General features: G+C 56.1%; 7 protein-coding genes. All 7 read right to left on the bottom strand.

What is annotated here, in order from left to right; genetic code table 11:
* Positions 1 to 12 precede the first annotated feature (12 nt).
* Genes QL234_RS25750 through QL234_RS25720 form a run of 7 tightly spaced genes read right to left on the bottom strand, consistent with a single transcriptional unit; the run spans position 13 to position 14502 of the window.
* Positions 13 to 4557 carry a type I polyketide synthase gene (locus QL234_RS25750; RefSeq protein ID WP_281560629.1) on the bottom strand — a complete coding sequence of 1515 codons (4545 nt, stop codon included), beginning with the start codon at positions 4555 to 4557 and terminating at the stop codon, positions 13 to 15.
* Positions 4550 to 9874, bottom strand: a complete 5325-nt coding sequence (locus QL234_RS25745; RefSeq protein ID WP_281560628.1) for a non-ribosomal peptide synthetase — start codon at positions 9872 to 9874, stop codon at positions 4550 to 4552. Before QL234_RS25745 ends, QL234_RS25750 begins: the two co-directional genes overlap by 8 nt.
* Positions 9875 to 9908: 34 nt before the next feature.
* Positions 9909 to 11099: a hypothetical protein gene (locus tag QL234_RS25740; protein ID WP_281560627.1), complete on the bottom strand. Its 1191-nt coding sequence runs from the start codon at positions 11097 to 11099 to the stop codon at positions 9909 to 9911.
* A 2-nt stretch (positions 11100 to 11101) separates the two neighbouring features.
* Positions 11102 to 12169 carry an HAD-IIIC family phosphatase gene (locus tag QL234_RS25735; protein ID WP_281560626.1) on the bottom strand — a complete coding sequence of 356 codons (1068 nt, stop codon included), beginning with the start codon at positions 12167 to 12169 and terminating at the stop codon, positions 11102 to 11104.
* Positions 12166 to 13350 carry an acyl-CoA dehydrogenase family protein gene (locus QL234_RS25730; RefSeq protein ID WP_281560625.1) on the bottom strand — a complete coding sequence of 395 codons (1185 nt, stop codon included), beginning with the start codon at positions 13348 to 13350 and terminating at the stop codon, positions 12166 to 12168. The genes QL234_RS25735 and QL234_RS25730 overlap by 4 nt, the downstream gene beginning before the upstream one ends.
* A 13-nt stretch (positions 13351 to 13363) precedes the next feature.
* A complete protein-coding gene (locus tag QL234_RS25725) occupies positions 13364 to 13621 on the bottom strand; it encodes a phosphopantetheine-binding protein (protein ID WP_044833078.1) in 258 nt (85 codons plus the stop codon).
* Between the two features lie 26 nt (positions 13622 to 13647).
* A complete protein-coding gene (locus QL234_RS25720; RefSeq protein WP_281560624.1) occupies positions 13648 to 14502 on the bottom strand; it encodes a 3-hydroxyacyl-CoA dehydrogenase NAD-binding domain-containing protein in 855 nt (284 codons plus the stop codon).
* Positions 14503 to 14513: the final 11 nt, after the last annotated feature.

The following is a 14513-nucleotide window of genomic DNA, read 5'->3' as shown; positions in this document are numbered from 1 at the left end:
AAAAACATTACCCTATAACACCCCTTCCTCACGCTCGGCTTCCGCCTCCCGGCTATCCTGCTGCACCTGGAGAATCATGCCGGCAATGTCGGCAATCGTCGGCCGCTCAAACAATAACGTCAGTGACAGCTCCTGGCGGAAAATTTTTCGGATCTGTGCCAGCAATTGCGTCATTAACAACGAATTGCCCCCCAGCTCGAAGAAGCTGTCATCGGCGCCTATGCCGCTGATGCCTAACAAACTCTCCCATAACTGGGCTATTTGCAGTTCAACCTCCCCCGAAGGCGCAATATATTCCCCCAGCATGGCGGGGCGGGCATGTGTCGCCGCTGCGTTAGCAACCGGCGGCAAGGTTTCTTTCGGGGCGACCCATTGCTGCATGCGGTATTTCAGATCGCCGCTGGAGATCACCAGGCGGTCTCTGTGCGGCGCCTGCAAGATACGCTCAAAGATATCCAGGCCTTCTGCCGGTGACATACTTAATTCGGCGAGAGCAGCCCCCGCCTGACTGTTATCTAACTCATCGTCAAAGCGCCACCCTTCCCAGTTCACGCTGATCCAGCGACTGGCATGTCTCTGGTTGTGGGCGATGACGAAACTATCCAGGCAGGCATTGGCACCGGCATAGGCGGCAAAGCCCAGGCCGCCTAAAACCGAGGAGAGGGACGAGCATAAAATACAAAAATCAAGCGGACGGTCAGCCAGTACCTGCTCGAGCACGCGTACCCCCTGTAGCTTAGGGGTAAACTGCCTGATGCAAAACTCACGCGAGCTTTCCCCCACGGTAGCAAAAGACTCCTGGCCAACCAGCCCGGCGGCATGGATCACGCCATGGATTTGGACAAAGTGCTGTTCCACTTCATCGAGCAATGCCTTCATGGCCGCTTCGTCGCTGCAGTCGGCATGGGCAACCTGTACGCTTGCCCCCAGGGTCTCGAGCATTTTTACTTTTTGTAACCGCTCGCTGCCGGCGGCTAAACTGGCCCGGCGCGTTGTCAGCACTAAATGAACCCCACTGGTTTGCCGGGCGATGCATTCCGCCAGCGCCAGACCTATATTGCCCAGGCCGCCGGTGATCAAATAAACCCCCTTGTCCCGGAAAATTTTCTTTCCTTCCCGTCCGGCTTCGGGCAGAGATACCGCCCGATCGGGCTCAAATGTCTCCGCCCAGCGCTGTCCGGCTCTTAAAGCGACAATCCGCTCCCGGGCGGTGAATTCCGCCAGTAGATCATCGAGCAAACGCGCGCGTTGCCAGGCTAACTCAGGTATTTGCACATCTATCATGCGGCACTGCAGGTTCGGGTATTCCTGGGGCAGGACCAGTAAGGGGCCGAGTACAGCGGCATTGGCGGGGGTTATTTCACCGCCGCCTACCGACAAACTTTTGTCCGTCAATAAAGTCAGCTTAATGGTATCGGAAAAAACACGGCGGCCCAGCGACTGCCCCAGTGCCAGCAAGGGATAAAATCCCGCTTCGAGCGAACTGCTGTCATCCCTTTGCTGCTGATCGAGCAGGCCTAAATAAACAAGGTGATCAAATGACAGCTCTTCGCCCCCCGTCACCGCAAAGACCGCATCCCAGTCGGCAGCCGTTGCCAGGCTGGCCGGCGAATAACAGACAACCTCAACGCCGGCTGCGCGCAAATGTTCAACCAGGGGAGTCGCTAAACCGCCGGGTTCGCCGATCACCAGCCATTGCCCGTCAAGATCCGCCGGAGCCGGCCGGGCAAGTTCCTGCCAGCAGGGCCGATAAAACCAGTGCGCAGGATCTGCCTGTTTACCCTCAGTTTCCCTCCCGTCGGCTAACGGCTCAGACGGCTGCGCATCCAGCCAGTAACGTTTATGTTCAAAGGCATATCCGGGCAAGGCAATACGCCGGCGCGCCTGGTTGCGGTAAAATGCCGGCCAGCTAATATCCAGCCCCGCCACCCATAAGCGGGCAAGTGCCGACTGAAAATAAAACGAATCCGCCGATGCCAGCTCCTGTGCGGCCGCGTAGCGGGGGTCGGATAAACTCGGGATGATCTGCGCCCCCGCCGGACGGTCCTGCTGCAACAGGGCAAAGCCGGTCATGCTCTGCCCGGGTCCGACTTCAAGGAAGATACAGTCGGCAAGTGAAAACAGCCGCTGAAAGCCTTTGCTCAGTTCAACCCTTTGCACGGCCAAACGCAGGTAATGCTCGGGATCCCTTGCCTGCTCAGGGTCAATCCAGTCTCCGGTAACGCAGGAAACAAAAGGTATTTTAGGCGCGCTGAACTTAACTTGTTGTAACCGGGCGCGGTACGGCGCAAGCAAGGGCTGCATAAATTCAGTATGAAAGGGCAGGTCCAGCGGGCTATCAACATAAGAGGCCCCGCGTTGTGCCAGCTCTGTCTTCAAAGCGGCAACCGCTTGGGGACGCCCGCCCACCACACATTGCTTGGGCGCACAAACCATCGCCAGGGCAAGTCCGTCCCCTAGCAGCGGCTGCAACTCGCTCTGTGACAGAGAAACCGACAATAATGCCCCCGGCTCGACCAGAGAAAACAGCTCTGCGCAGCTGATGGCCAGCATCAATGCATCTTCCAGGCTGATCACTTCCGCCAGACAGGCACAGACATATTCTCCCAGGCTGGAGCCCATCATGGCCCGGGGCTGTATTCCCAATGCCAGCAAGCTGCGCGCCAGGGCATATTCGGTCACGAATATCGGCAAGGGATCGAGGGAAAAGTCCGGTGCGTCCGCCTCCCTGTGGCCGGCAAATAAACGTGACAGCAAATCTATGCCATGCTCGCGCCGGACAATTTCATCGCACAGGTCTATATGCTGTTTAAACAAAGGTTCGTCCCGGTAAAGGGACTCGGCCATGCCGGCATATTGTGCATCCTGTCCCGGAAACATAAAGGCGACAGCCGGTGCCTGCTCCCCTGCTTCGCCGCAAAAAACCTGCGGTGCGGATAAGGTATTGAGTTTATCGGCGCCATCGCCGCAACTGCTGCTTACCACCGCCTGGCGCTGCTTAAAAGCACAGCGTCCCGTCTGCAGGGTATAGGCGATATCCGCCAGTGAAGTGTTGTCCTGGCAGGCCAGGTAATTCGCCAGGCGATGACGGTTTTGCTGCAATGCCCCCTGGGTTTTTGCCGACAGGGCAAGCATCTGCCAGGGACGCCCGGGGGTTGGCGCCGGCACTGCGGGGGCCTCTTCGACAATAACATGGGCATTGGTGCCGCCAATGCCAAAAGAGCTGACCCCACCCCGCCTCGGCGCCCCCTTAAGGCGCGGCCAGTCCCGCAGCGCTGCATTGACGTAAAAGGGACTGGTGTCCAGATGAAGCTTGGGATTGGCCCGGGTAAAGTGCAGCGAGGGCGGGATCTGGCCATGCTTTAAGCCCAGCACGGTTTTAATTAACCCCGTTGTGCCCGCGGCGGTATCTAAATGGCCGACATTGGTTTTTACCGAGCCTAAACCGCATACCTGCTTGCCTGTGATGCCCGCTTCGCGAAAAGCCTCGGTTAGTGCGGTAATTTCAACCTGATCCCCCAGGTCTGTGCCGGTACCGTGTGTTTCAACATAACCTAAGGTATCGGCACCGATCTCCGCCATTTCCTGCGCCTCGCGGATCACCGCCGATTGTCCTTCGACACTCGGCGCGGTATAACCGACTTTATGCCCGCCATCGTTATTAACGGCAAAACCGCGCACCACACCATAAATGGTATCCTTAGCTTTTATGGCGTCATCGAGGCGTTTTAGCACCACCACGGCCACGCCGTTGCCGTCCAGCGTTCCCTGGGCCTGCTCATCAAAAGCCCGGCAATGGCCGTCGGACGACAAGGTACCGCCGGGGTGGTACCAGTAACCCTGATCCTGGGGCAGGTGAATCGAGCAGCCCCCGGCTAGCATCATATCGCTTTGATAAGACAACAGGCTTTGACAGGCCATGGCAACCGACACCAGGGAGGTGGAGCACGCGGTACTCACGTTCATGGCCGCGCCGCATAAATTCAGTTTGTAGGCAACCCGGGTGGCGGCAAAATCCTTATCATTGCCCAGGGTCAGCTGCCAGCCTCCCAGGGCTTCGATGACATCTTTGCGCCCCGCCAGGTTATGGAGTAAATAATTGTTGAGGCCGACTCCCGCCATCATGCCGATAGAGCCGGCATCGCTAAAACTTTGGCTGTTCGGGCCATAGCCGGCATGCTCTAAGGCTTGCCAGCTGCATTCGAGCAGCTGGCGATGCTGGGGATCTAAGATTTCAGCTTCCCTGGGCAGAATGTCAAAGAAGTCATTATCAAACTGATCCGCCCCTTCTAATAAACCAAAGGCTTTGACAAAATCCGGGTCGGACAAGGCTGACTCCGGGACACCCGCTGCGCGCAGCTGATCGTCGTTAAAAAAGCTTATCGACTCGACACCATCGCGCAGGTTCTGCCAGAATTGCTCCAGGCTGTCGGCGCCGGGTACGCGCAGGGCCATGCCGACGATGGCGGCCGCTTCGAGTTCGTCGGTAAATGCCTTGTCGCCTGATCCCTCATCCCCAAGGGGATGGCTATTATTTGCATCGGCTGTATTAAGCACATTGACTCCTTTTTTTCTTCTTTTTAAAAGCCTGGCGCTGACGGCTTGCGCGCTGTTGAATCTCTTGGGTTTGGCCCCTGCCCTTGTCCGGCGCCTGCGTCATAAAACGCGCCTGCGCCGCGATCGTGGGTAAACGCAGGATATCGACAGGCAGCAAAGCTTTGCCGAATGTCGCCTGCAAACGGTCACGCAAGGGGATCACCAGCAAGGAATGCCCCCCGAGCTCAAAGAAACTGTCGTTGATACCCGGCTGTTCTATGCCCAGCAGCTCGCACCATATAGCGGCAATTTTCTTTTCCGCTTCATTAGCCGGGTGAGCAAAAGCCGGGGCCAGCTCTGCACGTAACCTATCCGGCGGCGGCAATGCCGTGCGGTCGACCTTGCCATGGGCAGTCAGGGGCAAAACATCGAGCAAGACAAAGGCGCCGGGCAACATATGGGCGGGCAGAGCATCGGCTAAAGCCATGCGCAAAACCTGTTCATCAAAAGTATCGGCATGCTCGGCGACAATATAGGCAATCAGGCGCACATCCTGCCTGCTGTGCTGTTTGGCGATCACTACCGCCTCGCGTACTTGCGCCTGGCGGGTCAAACCCGCTTCAATTTCTGCCAGCTCGATTCTGAAGCCGCGTACTTTTACCTGGTTATCGCAGCGTCCCAGGTACACCAGGTTGCCGTCGGGCAGATAACGCACGATATCGCCGGTGCGGTAAAGGCGCTTGTCCGCCATGGCCGGCAACAGGTCTTTTAAACCGGTTTCTGCCAGGGTCACAAAGCGCTCAGCGCTTAGCTCGGGGCGGTTGTGATAGCCCAGGGCAACGCCGTCGCCGCCGATATAAAGTTCGCCCTTGACGCCAACGGGCACCGGCTGGCGGTTTTGATCCAGGACGTACAACTGGGTATTGGCAATAGGCCGGCCGATCGGTACTGTCCCTGCGGTATTGCCCGGAACACGGCCGGTGTCGGCCTGATAAATGCAGCAGCCAACCACGGTTTCGGTCGGGCCATATTCATTTACCAGACGCGTTTGCGGGGCATATTGGTGCCAGTTGCCAAGCTGGCTTTCAAGCAGGGCTTCTCCCCCCAATACCAGGCAGCGGGTTTGCTGTGCCAGGGACTGTCCCTCCACTGTGGCATTGACCAGCTCAAGGTGCGCCGGGGTCAGTTTGACAAAGCTCCAGCAGGTCTCTGAGGTGAGCGCAGTGCAGATATGATCGATTTCCTGGCCGCCCTCGCTCAGCAGCACCAGCTTGCGTCCGCTCAATAACGGCAAAAACAAACTGGTCAGGGTGGCGTCAAAACTGATTGATGAATGCAGCGGCGCACCGTCCCCCTGCGCCGCCTGATAATATTGTCCCGCCCAGGCCAGATAATTCACCAGACTGCGCTGTGTTATCAAAGTGCCTTTAGGCTGCCCGGTCGAGCCTGAGGTATAGATCAAATAGGCCAGATTTTCCGGGCTCAGGGAAATATCCGGGTTATTGCCGCTATTGCCGGCAAAAAGCGCCTGCTGCGTATCCAGGCACAAGGTCTCCAGGCCGGTCAAACCGTCAAAGCGCGCCGCAAGGGAGTGCTGCGTCAATAACAGCGCCACCCCGGCGTCTTCGAGCATAAAGGTCAAGCGCTGTGTCGGGTATGCGGGGTCGAGCGGCAGGTAGGCCCCGCCCGCCTTCATCACCGCCAGCAAACTTACCACCAGCTCAGCCGAGCGCTCAAGGCATACGGCGACCACGACATTAGGACCTACCCCCTGGTTTTTCAGCCAGAGCGCCAGGCAGTTGGCCCGGCGGTTTAACTCGGTATAGCTGATTTCAGTTTCGCCTTCTTTTAATGCAATGGCCTCAGGCGCATCGGCAACCCGGGTTTCAAACAACTGGCTGAGACATAAGTTACCGGGATAATCAGCGGCGGTATCGTTCCAGTCTACCAGCACCTGTTGACGCGCAGCCTGGTCCAGCAAGGGGATTTTTTCCAGCGCCTGGCCGGGATCGTCGACAATACTCTCAAATAAGGTAAACAAGCCGGCCACATAAGCCGCTATGCTTGCCTCATCAAATAAATCCCGGCTGAAGTCGCACTCAAGCACCATCTCGTCGTCAACTTCCGTCAGGTTAAGGGTCAGCGCAAAAGCGGTATAGTGAAGGGACTGCGACAGCCATTTCACTTGCATGCCAGCCATTTCCGGCGCCTGGCCGGGGCGATCTAAATTAAACACGGCGGAGATCAGGTTACCGCGCCGGCCTTTCAATCTTGGTTCATCAAGCAGCCGGGCAAACGGGTAATCCTGATTTTCATAACCTGCCAACAGGGTATCGCGCATCCCCTGTAAATAATCACTGAAGGACTGTTGCCATTGCACCCGGCTGCGCACCGGGAGCAAATGCGTCGCATAAGCAACTAACTGCTCTCCTTCCGGTAAACTGCGCCCGGCAACGGGAATACCGATCAGGACATCATCCTGCTGGCATAAACGGTGCAGCCACAGGGCATAGACACTAAACAGGGTCATAAAATCGGTGCAGCCGGCGGTACGGCTTAATGTGCGGATCTTTGCCAGAAGCGGCGCCGCGATAAGCTGACGATAACGTCCGCCGCGATAGCTTTTTGTTACCGGCTCGGGTCTGTCGACGGGCAGATCCAGCACCGGTAGTTCACCCGCCAGCTGTGCCAGCCAATAGGCTTTTTGCTTTTCAAATGAAGCATTTTGCTGCCAGTGCAGATAATCCCCCAGCGGCAATGGCCGGGGCAGCTTATGCTCCTGTGCCTGCAAGCTTGCGCTGTAAATCGTTGCCAGCTCACGGACAATCAGGTTAACCGACAAACCGTCGGTCACTATATGATGCGCTTTGATCAGCAAACGGTGTTCGGTCTCAGCCAAACAGAACAAATGCACCTCAAACAGCGGTCCGTGGGACAAATCAAAAGCCTGCTCGGCATGCCCGGCGAGCAACTGTTCCAGGGCTGATTCCGGGTCAGGATGGCCGCTTAAGTCGGTGGAAGTCATACCCGCAGCGGTTAATTGCTCCAGCGGCATGATCTGCAGCTGATCGTCGACAACCCGGGCTCTTAATGCCTGGTGGCGGCGCATCACTTCACGCACCGCAAGTTGCAATACCGCAGGTTGCAACTGCCCTTGCAACTGCAGCAGCGGACTGACATGGTAGGCTTTAGAGCCCTCGGGCAGGATCCGGGCCAAGGTCAGCAACTGCTGCTGCGCCTGACTTAGCACCATAGGGGCAGGCAAATCAGTATCCCTGTCCGGCGGGGTAATAAAGCCGCCGTGCTGCAATGCCGCCACGCTCTCTTTTACCGCTTGAATAATCTTTTCGATATCTTCAGCCGTGTGCGCCGTAGACAAGAAATAGTTGCGCCATTCCCAGATAAAAATGCCTTTTTCCATCATGTGATAGAACAGGAGTTCAAAGTTACCCGAGAAAGAAAAACGGAATAATGAGCCAAAATAAATGACCCGCATCGGCACATTTTGCTCGTCAAAAAAGTTGTTCAGCTCGCCGGCCAGGTATTGTGTGCGGGCATTCAACTGCTGCTGAAGTGCCGGTCCCTGCTGCTTGAGATAACGTAAGGTCGCCAGCGTAGTGATCATGGTTGTCGGGTGCTGGCAGAAAGTGCCGCCGAAGATGGTACGGTCCGCAGCCGGGTAGGAATTATCGCCGTATTGCCAGGCACCGCCGTCGATGGCATCCATAAAACGCGCCGCCCCCGCCACCATGCCAACGGGCATGCCGCCCGCCAGGACCTTACCGTAAGTTGCAATATCCGCTTTAACGCCGAACCAGGCCTGAGCGCCTCCCTGGTGGATGCGAAAACCCGTGATCATTTCATCAAACACCAGCAGGCTGGCGGACTGCTCGGTGATGCTGCGCAACTGGTGCAAAAATTCCCGCGGCTGCAGGTCCGGGCGGCGGCTTTGCACCGGCTCAACCATAACCGCAGCAATCTCTCCGCCATGTGCGCGAATAAAGTCCAATGCGCTGTCGCTGCCATATTCGAGTATCCAGATGTCATCAACGGCTGCCTGGGGGATCCCCGGTGCTACCGGTACTGTGGTCAGCGTTTCTTCCTGCCAGACAGGCCGCCCCATTACATTATCGGCATGGCCATGGTAGGCGTTTTCAAACATGACTATTTTATTGCGTCCGGTCGCGGCGCGCGCTAAGCGCATGGCAACCATCACGGCTTCCGTGCCGCTATTGGTAAAAGTCGCCCTTTCCATACCCGTCAGCTCACACGCCAGCGCCGCCGCTTCGCCGGCATGTGCCGAGCGGGGTCCGAGCAGCCGGTGATCGTTTTCGGGATCCGCCAATGCCTGTTCGATAAACTCCGGGTGGTGGCCAAAAAGCGTTACCCCCTGCCCCATGGTAATGTCGATATATTCGTTACCGTCGACATCCCACAAATGTGCCCCTTGTCCCCGCTTGCCCACGACAGGATATAACATCTCTTTGGTGGTAAAGCGAAAGCCCACCGAAGCCCGGCTGTCCGCCAGGGCCTGACGGTGCCTGGCGGCGAGCTTTTTAGACTCCCGGGTTTTGCCGGTATAGGCGCTGATCAGGCTTTCCAGGTGTTTGCTTTGCTGCTCGCTCAGGCCCCTGGCGCGTGTTTCCAGCGGCGACAGCATGCGGTGCATCACGGCCGCCGAGCTGTTTTTGTCGGCACTGTTCTTGTCTGCACTCTTTTTGTCTGCACTTTGCCCCGGCTTAGCTGTTATCTTATCTGCGGCGCTGGGCTGTTTTGCCTGTGCAGCGGCGCCTGGTGTCTCTGCGGGGGAAACCTGCTCCCCGCCATCAAGTTCGCCTAACAGGGCCAGTTGCCTGGCGACGAGGCGGTTGATGGTCCGGGAAGCCGTTTCCAGCTGGCGGGTAAAAATCGCCTGCAGCTCTTCTTCGCCTGCCGCCTGTATCATAGACGGCGCAGCTGCGTGCCTGGCTGCTGTCCCCGGCGCGGCACTTTCCCCTGCCCGGTTAGCTGCAAAGCTTGCTGCAGGCGCCTCCACGGATGGATCGCTGGTGGTATCGTCAACCGCCTGGCGGCAATTTTCGACAATATGGTCCACCAAAGCCGCCGCATGGGTCAGCTCTTGGAAAAATTGTGGAATGCTAATCGTCAGCCCGTAACGGGATTCCACCGCGCGCTGCACTTCCATCAGCGCCAGCGAATTGGCCCCCATTTCCAAAAACGGGACGTGCATATCGGCCTGCGTCGGCGCAGACGGCAAAACCTTCGCCATAAAATCACGCAACATTTGTTCAACATCGGCACGACTGACAGCTTGTGTTACCTTTTGCGGGACACTCATTTATCTCTCCAGAAATAACAATGACAAGTCAAAATTAATCGACCGCCTCAAGCGCGGGCTGTTGCCACACTTGCTCTAAGTTCAGGTCAAGGCGGGCCGCCAGTCCGCTGTGACATCCGGTATCGGTTTCAAACGGCGCCAGATACAAATGCTGCTGATGGATCACGCCGCCGATAAAGCCCCGGCAGGCAGGATCCGCCAGGGCCAGATCACAAACCGACCAGCTGTCCGGGTCATCAAAGGCCCCGGATAACCTATAACGGGCAAGCTGGCCGTGATATTGTCCCAGTGCCCGGCAGTGGGGCAGCAGATACAAATAGTCTTGATCGCACAGAGCGCCAAAAAAGCCGCGGCTGCCCGGCTCCACCCGGGCGCAGTCAAATACCGTCCAGGCCGCCAGGTCCTGTACCTTCATATCGGTATTAAAACGCAGGACATTGCCGTGCCTTTGCTCGTTATTGCGGTAGGGGGCAAAATACAGCATGCCCTTATGATATACCGCCCCTATATATCCCCGGCACTGCTCCCCCAGTGCGGCCATATCGAAAGCTTGCCAGGCGCCGGGATGCTCAAACCCCTGACTGAGGTCGTAGCACAGCAGCATGCTGCTGTGCTCGCCGCCGTCGCGCAGGTAGGGAATAAAATAAACATACTTGCCGTCGCTTACCGCCGAATGAAACCCCCGGCTGTCGGCATGAACCTGTGCGGTATCAAAGACCTGCCAGGAACCGGGGTCGCTAAAGCCGCCTTGGGTATCATAACGGGTCACCTGCCCGTGATGGGTGCTGTGATCTAACTGGTAGGGGGACAAATAGATATAACGGCCATCAAAGCAGCCGCTGACAAAACCCCGGCTGTTGGGGTGTATGGCCGTAGAATCGAATACCCGCCAGCTATCTTGTTCATCAAAGGGTTTTTGGGTATCGTAACGGGTGATCTGGCCGTGATGTTTGTCATTGCAAAAAGGGATCAGGTAAAGATAACGCCCGTCAAACAAGCCGTCGATAAACCCCCGGCTGCCGCCATCGAGCTGCGTGCTGTCAAAGGTATCCCAGGAGGCCGTTTCATCAAAGGGTTTGGCGATATCAAAACGCGCCACAGTGCCGAAAAAATCGCCGTTATTTAGCGGAATAAAATAAAAATAGCGGCCATCGGACACCACGCCGGAATAGCCCTTGATACCCGGCTGCAAATGCGTCATATCGAATAAAGTTACACCGTCCATAGTTATTCACCTATCTCGGGGATCAGGTAAGCGGGAAAATCATGGGTTATGCTCAAGTCATTTTCAAAAATAACCAGCCGGCCCTGTTTTTCCAGTTCACTGAAATGGTTAAATTTATAGGTCATATACATCATGCGGTTGCGGTCATTGGGCAGCATTTCGGCAAGCAGGCGCACTCCCTGTTCGCGTGCCTGGTTGCGCAGGTGGTTGATCAATACCGTGCCGACCCCCCGGGTCATCACCCGGCACGACATCAGCAATAATTTGATCACCCAGACATCCTGCTCCAGGGCGATCAGCACCAGACCTATTTTGCCGTAAGTACCGTATTTATCTTCCAGGCTGGCAACCAGCAAATGGTGGCCTTCGGATTGGCGAAAAGCATTGAGCTCATCATAGGAATAGGTATAACCTGTGGTATTGAGCTGATTGGTGCGCAGGGTTAATTCCTCCGCCCGTTTCAGATCGGCCTCGCAGGCATGGCCGATACGCAGCTTCATTTTCAGGCTCGCCAGAAAGCTGTCCTGCGCCCCCTCAAAATGCTCTTCCACGGCATTGCGCTTGATATCCGCCATATACATCTGGCGGCGCCGGGCTGAGTCTTCGGTAATAAAGCGCGGAATAAACTCTGCGCGCGCCGCCAGGCTGTCGAGCTCGTTAGCGTCAACACATAACACCCGGGGAAGGGAAAAAGCCACTTCCTCACGCTCGAAGGCCTGATCGTCGATAAAGGCAAAGGTATCCAGGCCGATATTCAAGGCTTTGGCAATCCGCTCGATGGAGGCCGACTTGGCTCCCCAGTTGATCTGCGGACAGAGAAAGTACTCGGCTATGCCTAAGGACTGTAATTGCTCAAGCGCCGGCCGGTGTTCGTTTTTTGAGGCAATCGACTGCAAAATACCCCGCTGGTCCAGCGTTTTCATCAGGGCCAACACCCCGGGACGCAAACCTTTGATGCCGCCTTCCAATAGCGTGCCGTCCCACAGGGTATTGTCCAGATCCCACACCACACATTTAACCAAGCGCTGGCGTTGTTCTTCTTCTAAAGCGCTCGCCTGTTCCATATTCATGCTTCACCGCCGTCATCTTTTGATTGCGCCAAACGCTGCTGCTTTACCGCATGCTCCTGATAGCCGTGCTTGGCTATGATAATCTGCTGCATCTGATTGCTGCCTTCGATGATCTCCATGATTTTGGCATCGCGTAAATAGCGTTGTACCGGGTATTGGTCCGAACAACCGTTGGCGCCATGGATCTGCACCGCATCGGCGGAAACTTTTGCCGCCATGCGGGAGGCAAAATATTTGGCGATCGAGGTTTCCATGATCAGGGAGGGCTCTCCCCGCTGCTTCAGTGAAGCGGCGCGGTAACAAAGCATACGGGCGGCCTGGATCTGGGTGATCATATCCGCCAGCAGCTCCTGTATCAGCTGATGCTCTTTAAGCGGTTTGCCAAATTGCCGGCGCTGGCCGCTGTATGCCAGGCTGGCATCCAAAGCCCCCTGCGCCAGCCCCAGACAGCCCCAGGCGATAGAATACCGCCCCTGATCCAGCGCTGCGCCGCCGACATGTGAAAAACCGAAGCCGGCACGTCCGAGCAGGTGGGCTTGGGGTACTTTGCAGCCGTCGAGAAAGATATCTGCCAGCATGGCGGAGCGAAACCCCAGCATGCCGGTGATCGGCTTAGTGGAAAAGCCCTGACAGTCTCGCTCAACCAGCAAGGCCACGGATTTGCCTTCTGACTGGGCAAAAACCACAAACAGGTTTGATACCTGACCAAAGGAAATCCAGCGTTTTTGCCCGTGCAGCCGCCAGTGGCCGTCGATCAGGGTGGCGCGGGTTTCAACAGAGGAGGCATTGCTGCCGACATTCGGCTCGGTCAGGGCAAAACCGCCGATAATTTCTCCCGTGGCCAGACGGGGCAGCCAGTCCTGGCGCTGATCTTCATTGCCCCATTTGAGAATCGATTGGATCACCATACCCTGCACGGTAAACAGGGATAATAAGGAGGCGCTGCCCCGGCCGATTTCTTCACACAACAGTCCCCAGGTAATGCTATCCATACCCACGCCGCCGTATTGCTCGGGCACCAGTCCCCCCAAATAGCCCAGTTCGGCGACTTCGCCAATTAACCCGGCTGGCATTTCTTCCTGGCGGTCATACTCGTCGGCATAGGGCATCAGCCTGCGCTCGACAAAATCCCGGAACTGTCCCCGGGCTGCCTCTTGCTCTGCAGTCAGTTCAATATCCATGGCTTTTCTTTCCTTAAGCTGTGGCGCCCAGGCCTAATTTTCTACCGGCAAAATCAGCAATGGCATTGATGGATCTAAAGTTGTCATAATCCAAATCTTCATTGTCCACGGCAAAACCAAATTCCCTTTCAACAAACAACACCAGCTGCATGGCAAACAGCGAATTCACCATACCGGTGGCAAATAAGTCCACTTCACGGCCAACTTCAGCACCATTAAGATATTGCGAGACAAATTCATGTGATTTTACTGCTATTTCTTCGAAGTTCATGGCTAATCCTTTACGTAGCATTGTTATTAATATTTGTAAAACCCTTCGCCGCTCTTGCGCCCGAGCAGCCCGGCATCCACCATTTTCTTTAACAGGGGGCAAGGACGGTATTTACTGTCGGCAAAACTCTCATGCAGGACTTCAATAGAGTAAAGAATGGTATCGAGACCGATTAAATCCGCCGTCTCTAACGGCCCCATTTTATGGCCAAAACACTTTTTAAAAATCTCGTCTACCTGCTGCGCATCCGCCACCTGATCCTGTACCGTAAATACCGCCTCGTTAACCGTCAGCATCAGGATGCGGTTGGAAACAAACCCGGGGGAATCTTCCACCAGGATGCTGGTCTTGCCCATGGTTGAGAGCAAATTATCTGTGATCGCTATGGTTTCTTCAGAGGTATGCCAGCCCCTGATGGTTTCTACCGTCGGCTTCATAGGCACGGGGTTCATAAAGTGAATGCCGATGACCTTATCGGGACGTTTGGTCAGGGCAGCAATGCGGGTGATGGAATAACATGAGGTATCGGCGGCATACACGGTATGTGCGGGACAAACGGCTTCGAGTTGCGGGTAAACACTGCTTTTCGCGTGCCATTGCTCGGACACATTTTCGATCACATAAAATACCTGCGCCAACGCTTCATAGTCGGTTGTAAAGACGATACGCTGCAAAACCTCATCGGGATCATCGAGCCGGCTTTTGTCTTTTTGGCCAAATGCCTGAAACCGGATATTGTTGCGGATATCATTAGCTGCTTTGTCCAGTATTGCCGTTGAAATATCCAGCAATACAACATTAAAACCACTTTGTGCCAGATTCTGGGCGACGCCTGCTCCCATTACCCCGGCGCCAATCACGCCCACCACTTGCTGTGTCATAATCTTTCCCT

The sequence above is a fragment of the Thalassomonas sp. RHCl1 genome, assembly GCF_947387555.1.
Lineage (GTDB): Bacteria > Pseudomonadota > Gammaproteobacteria > Enterobacterales > Alteromonadaceae > Thalassomonas.
This window is presented reverse-complemented; position numbering and strand designations above follow the sequence as displayed.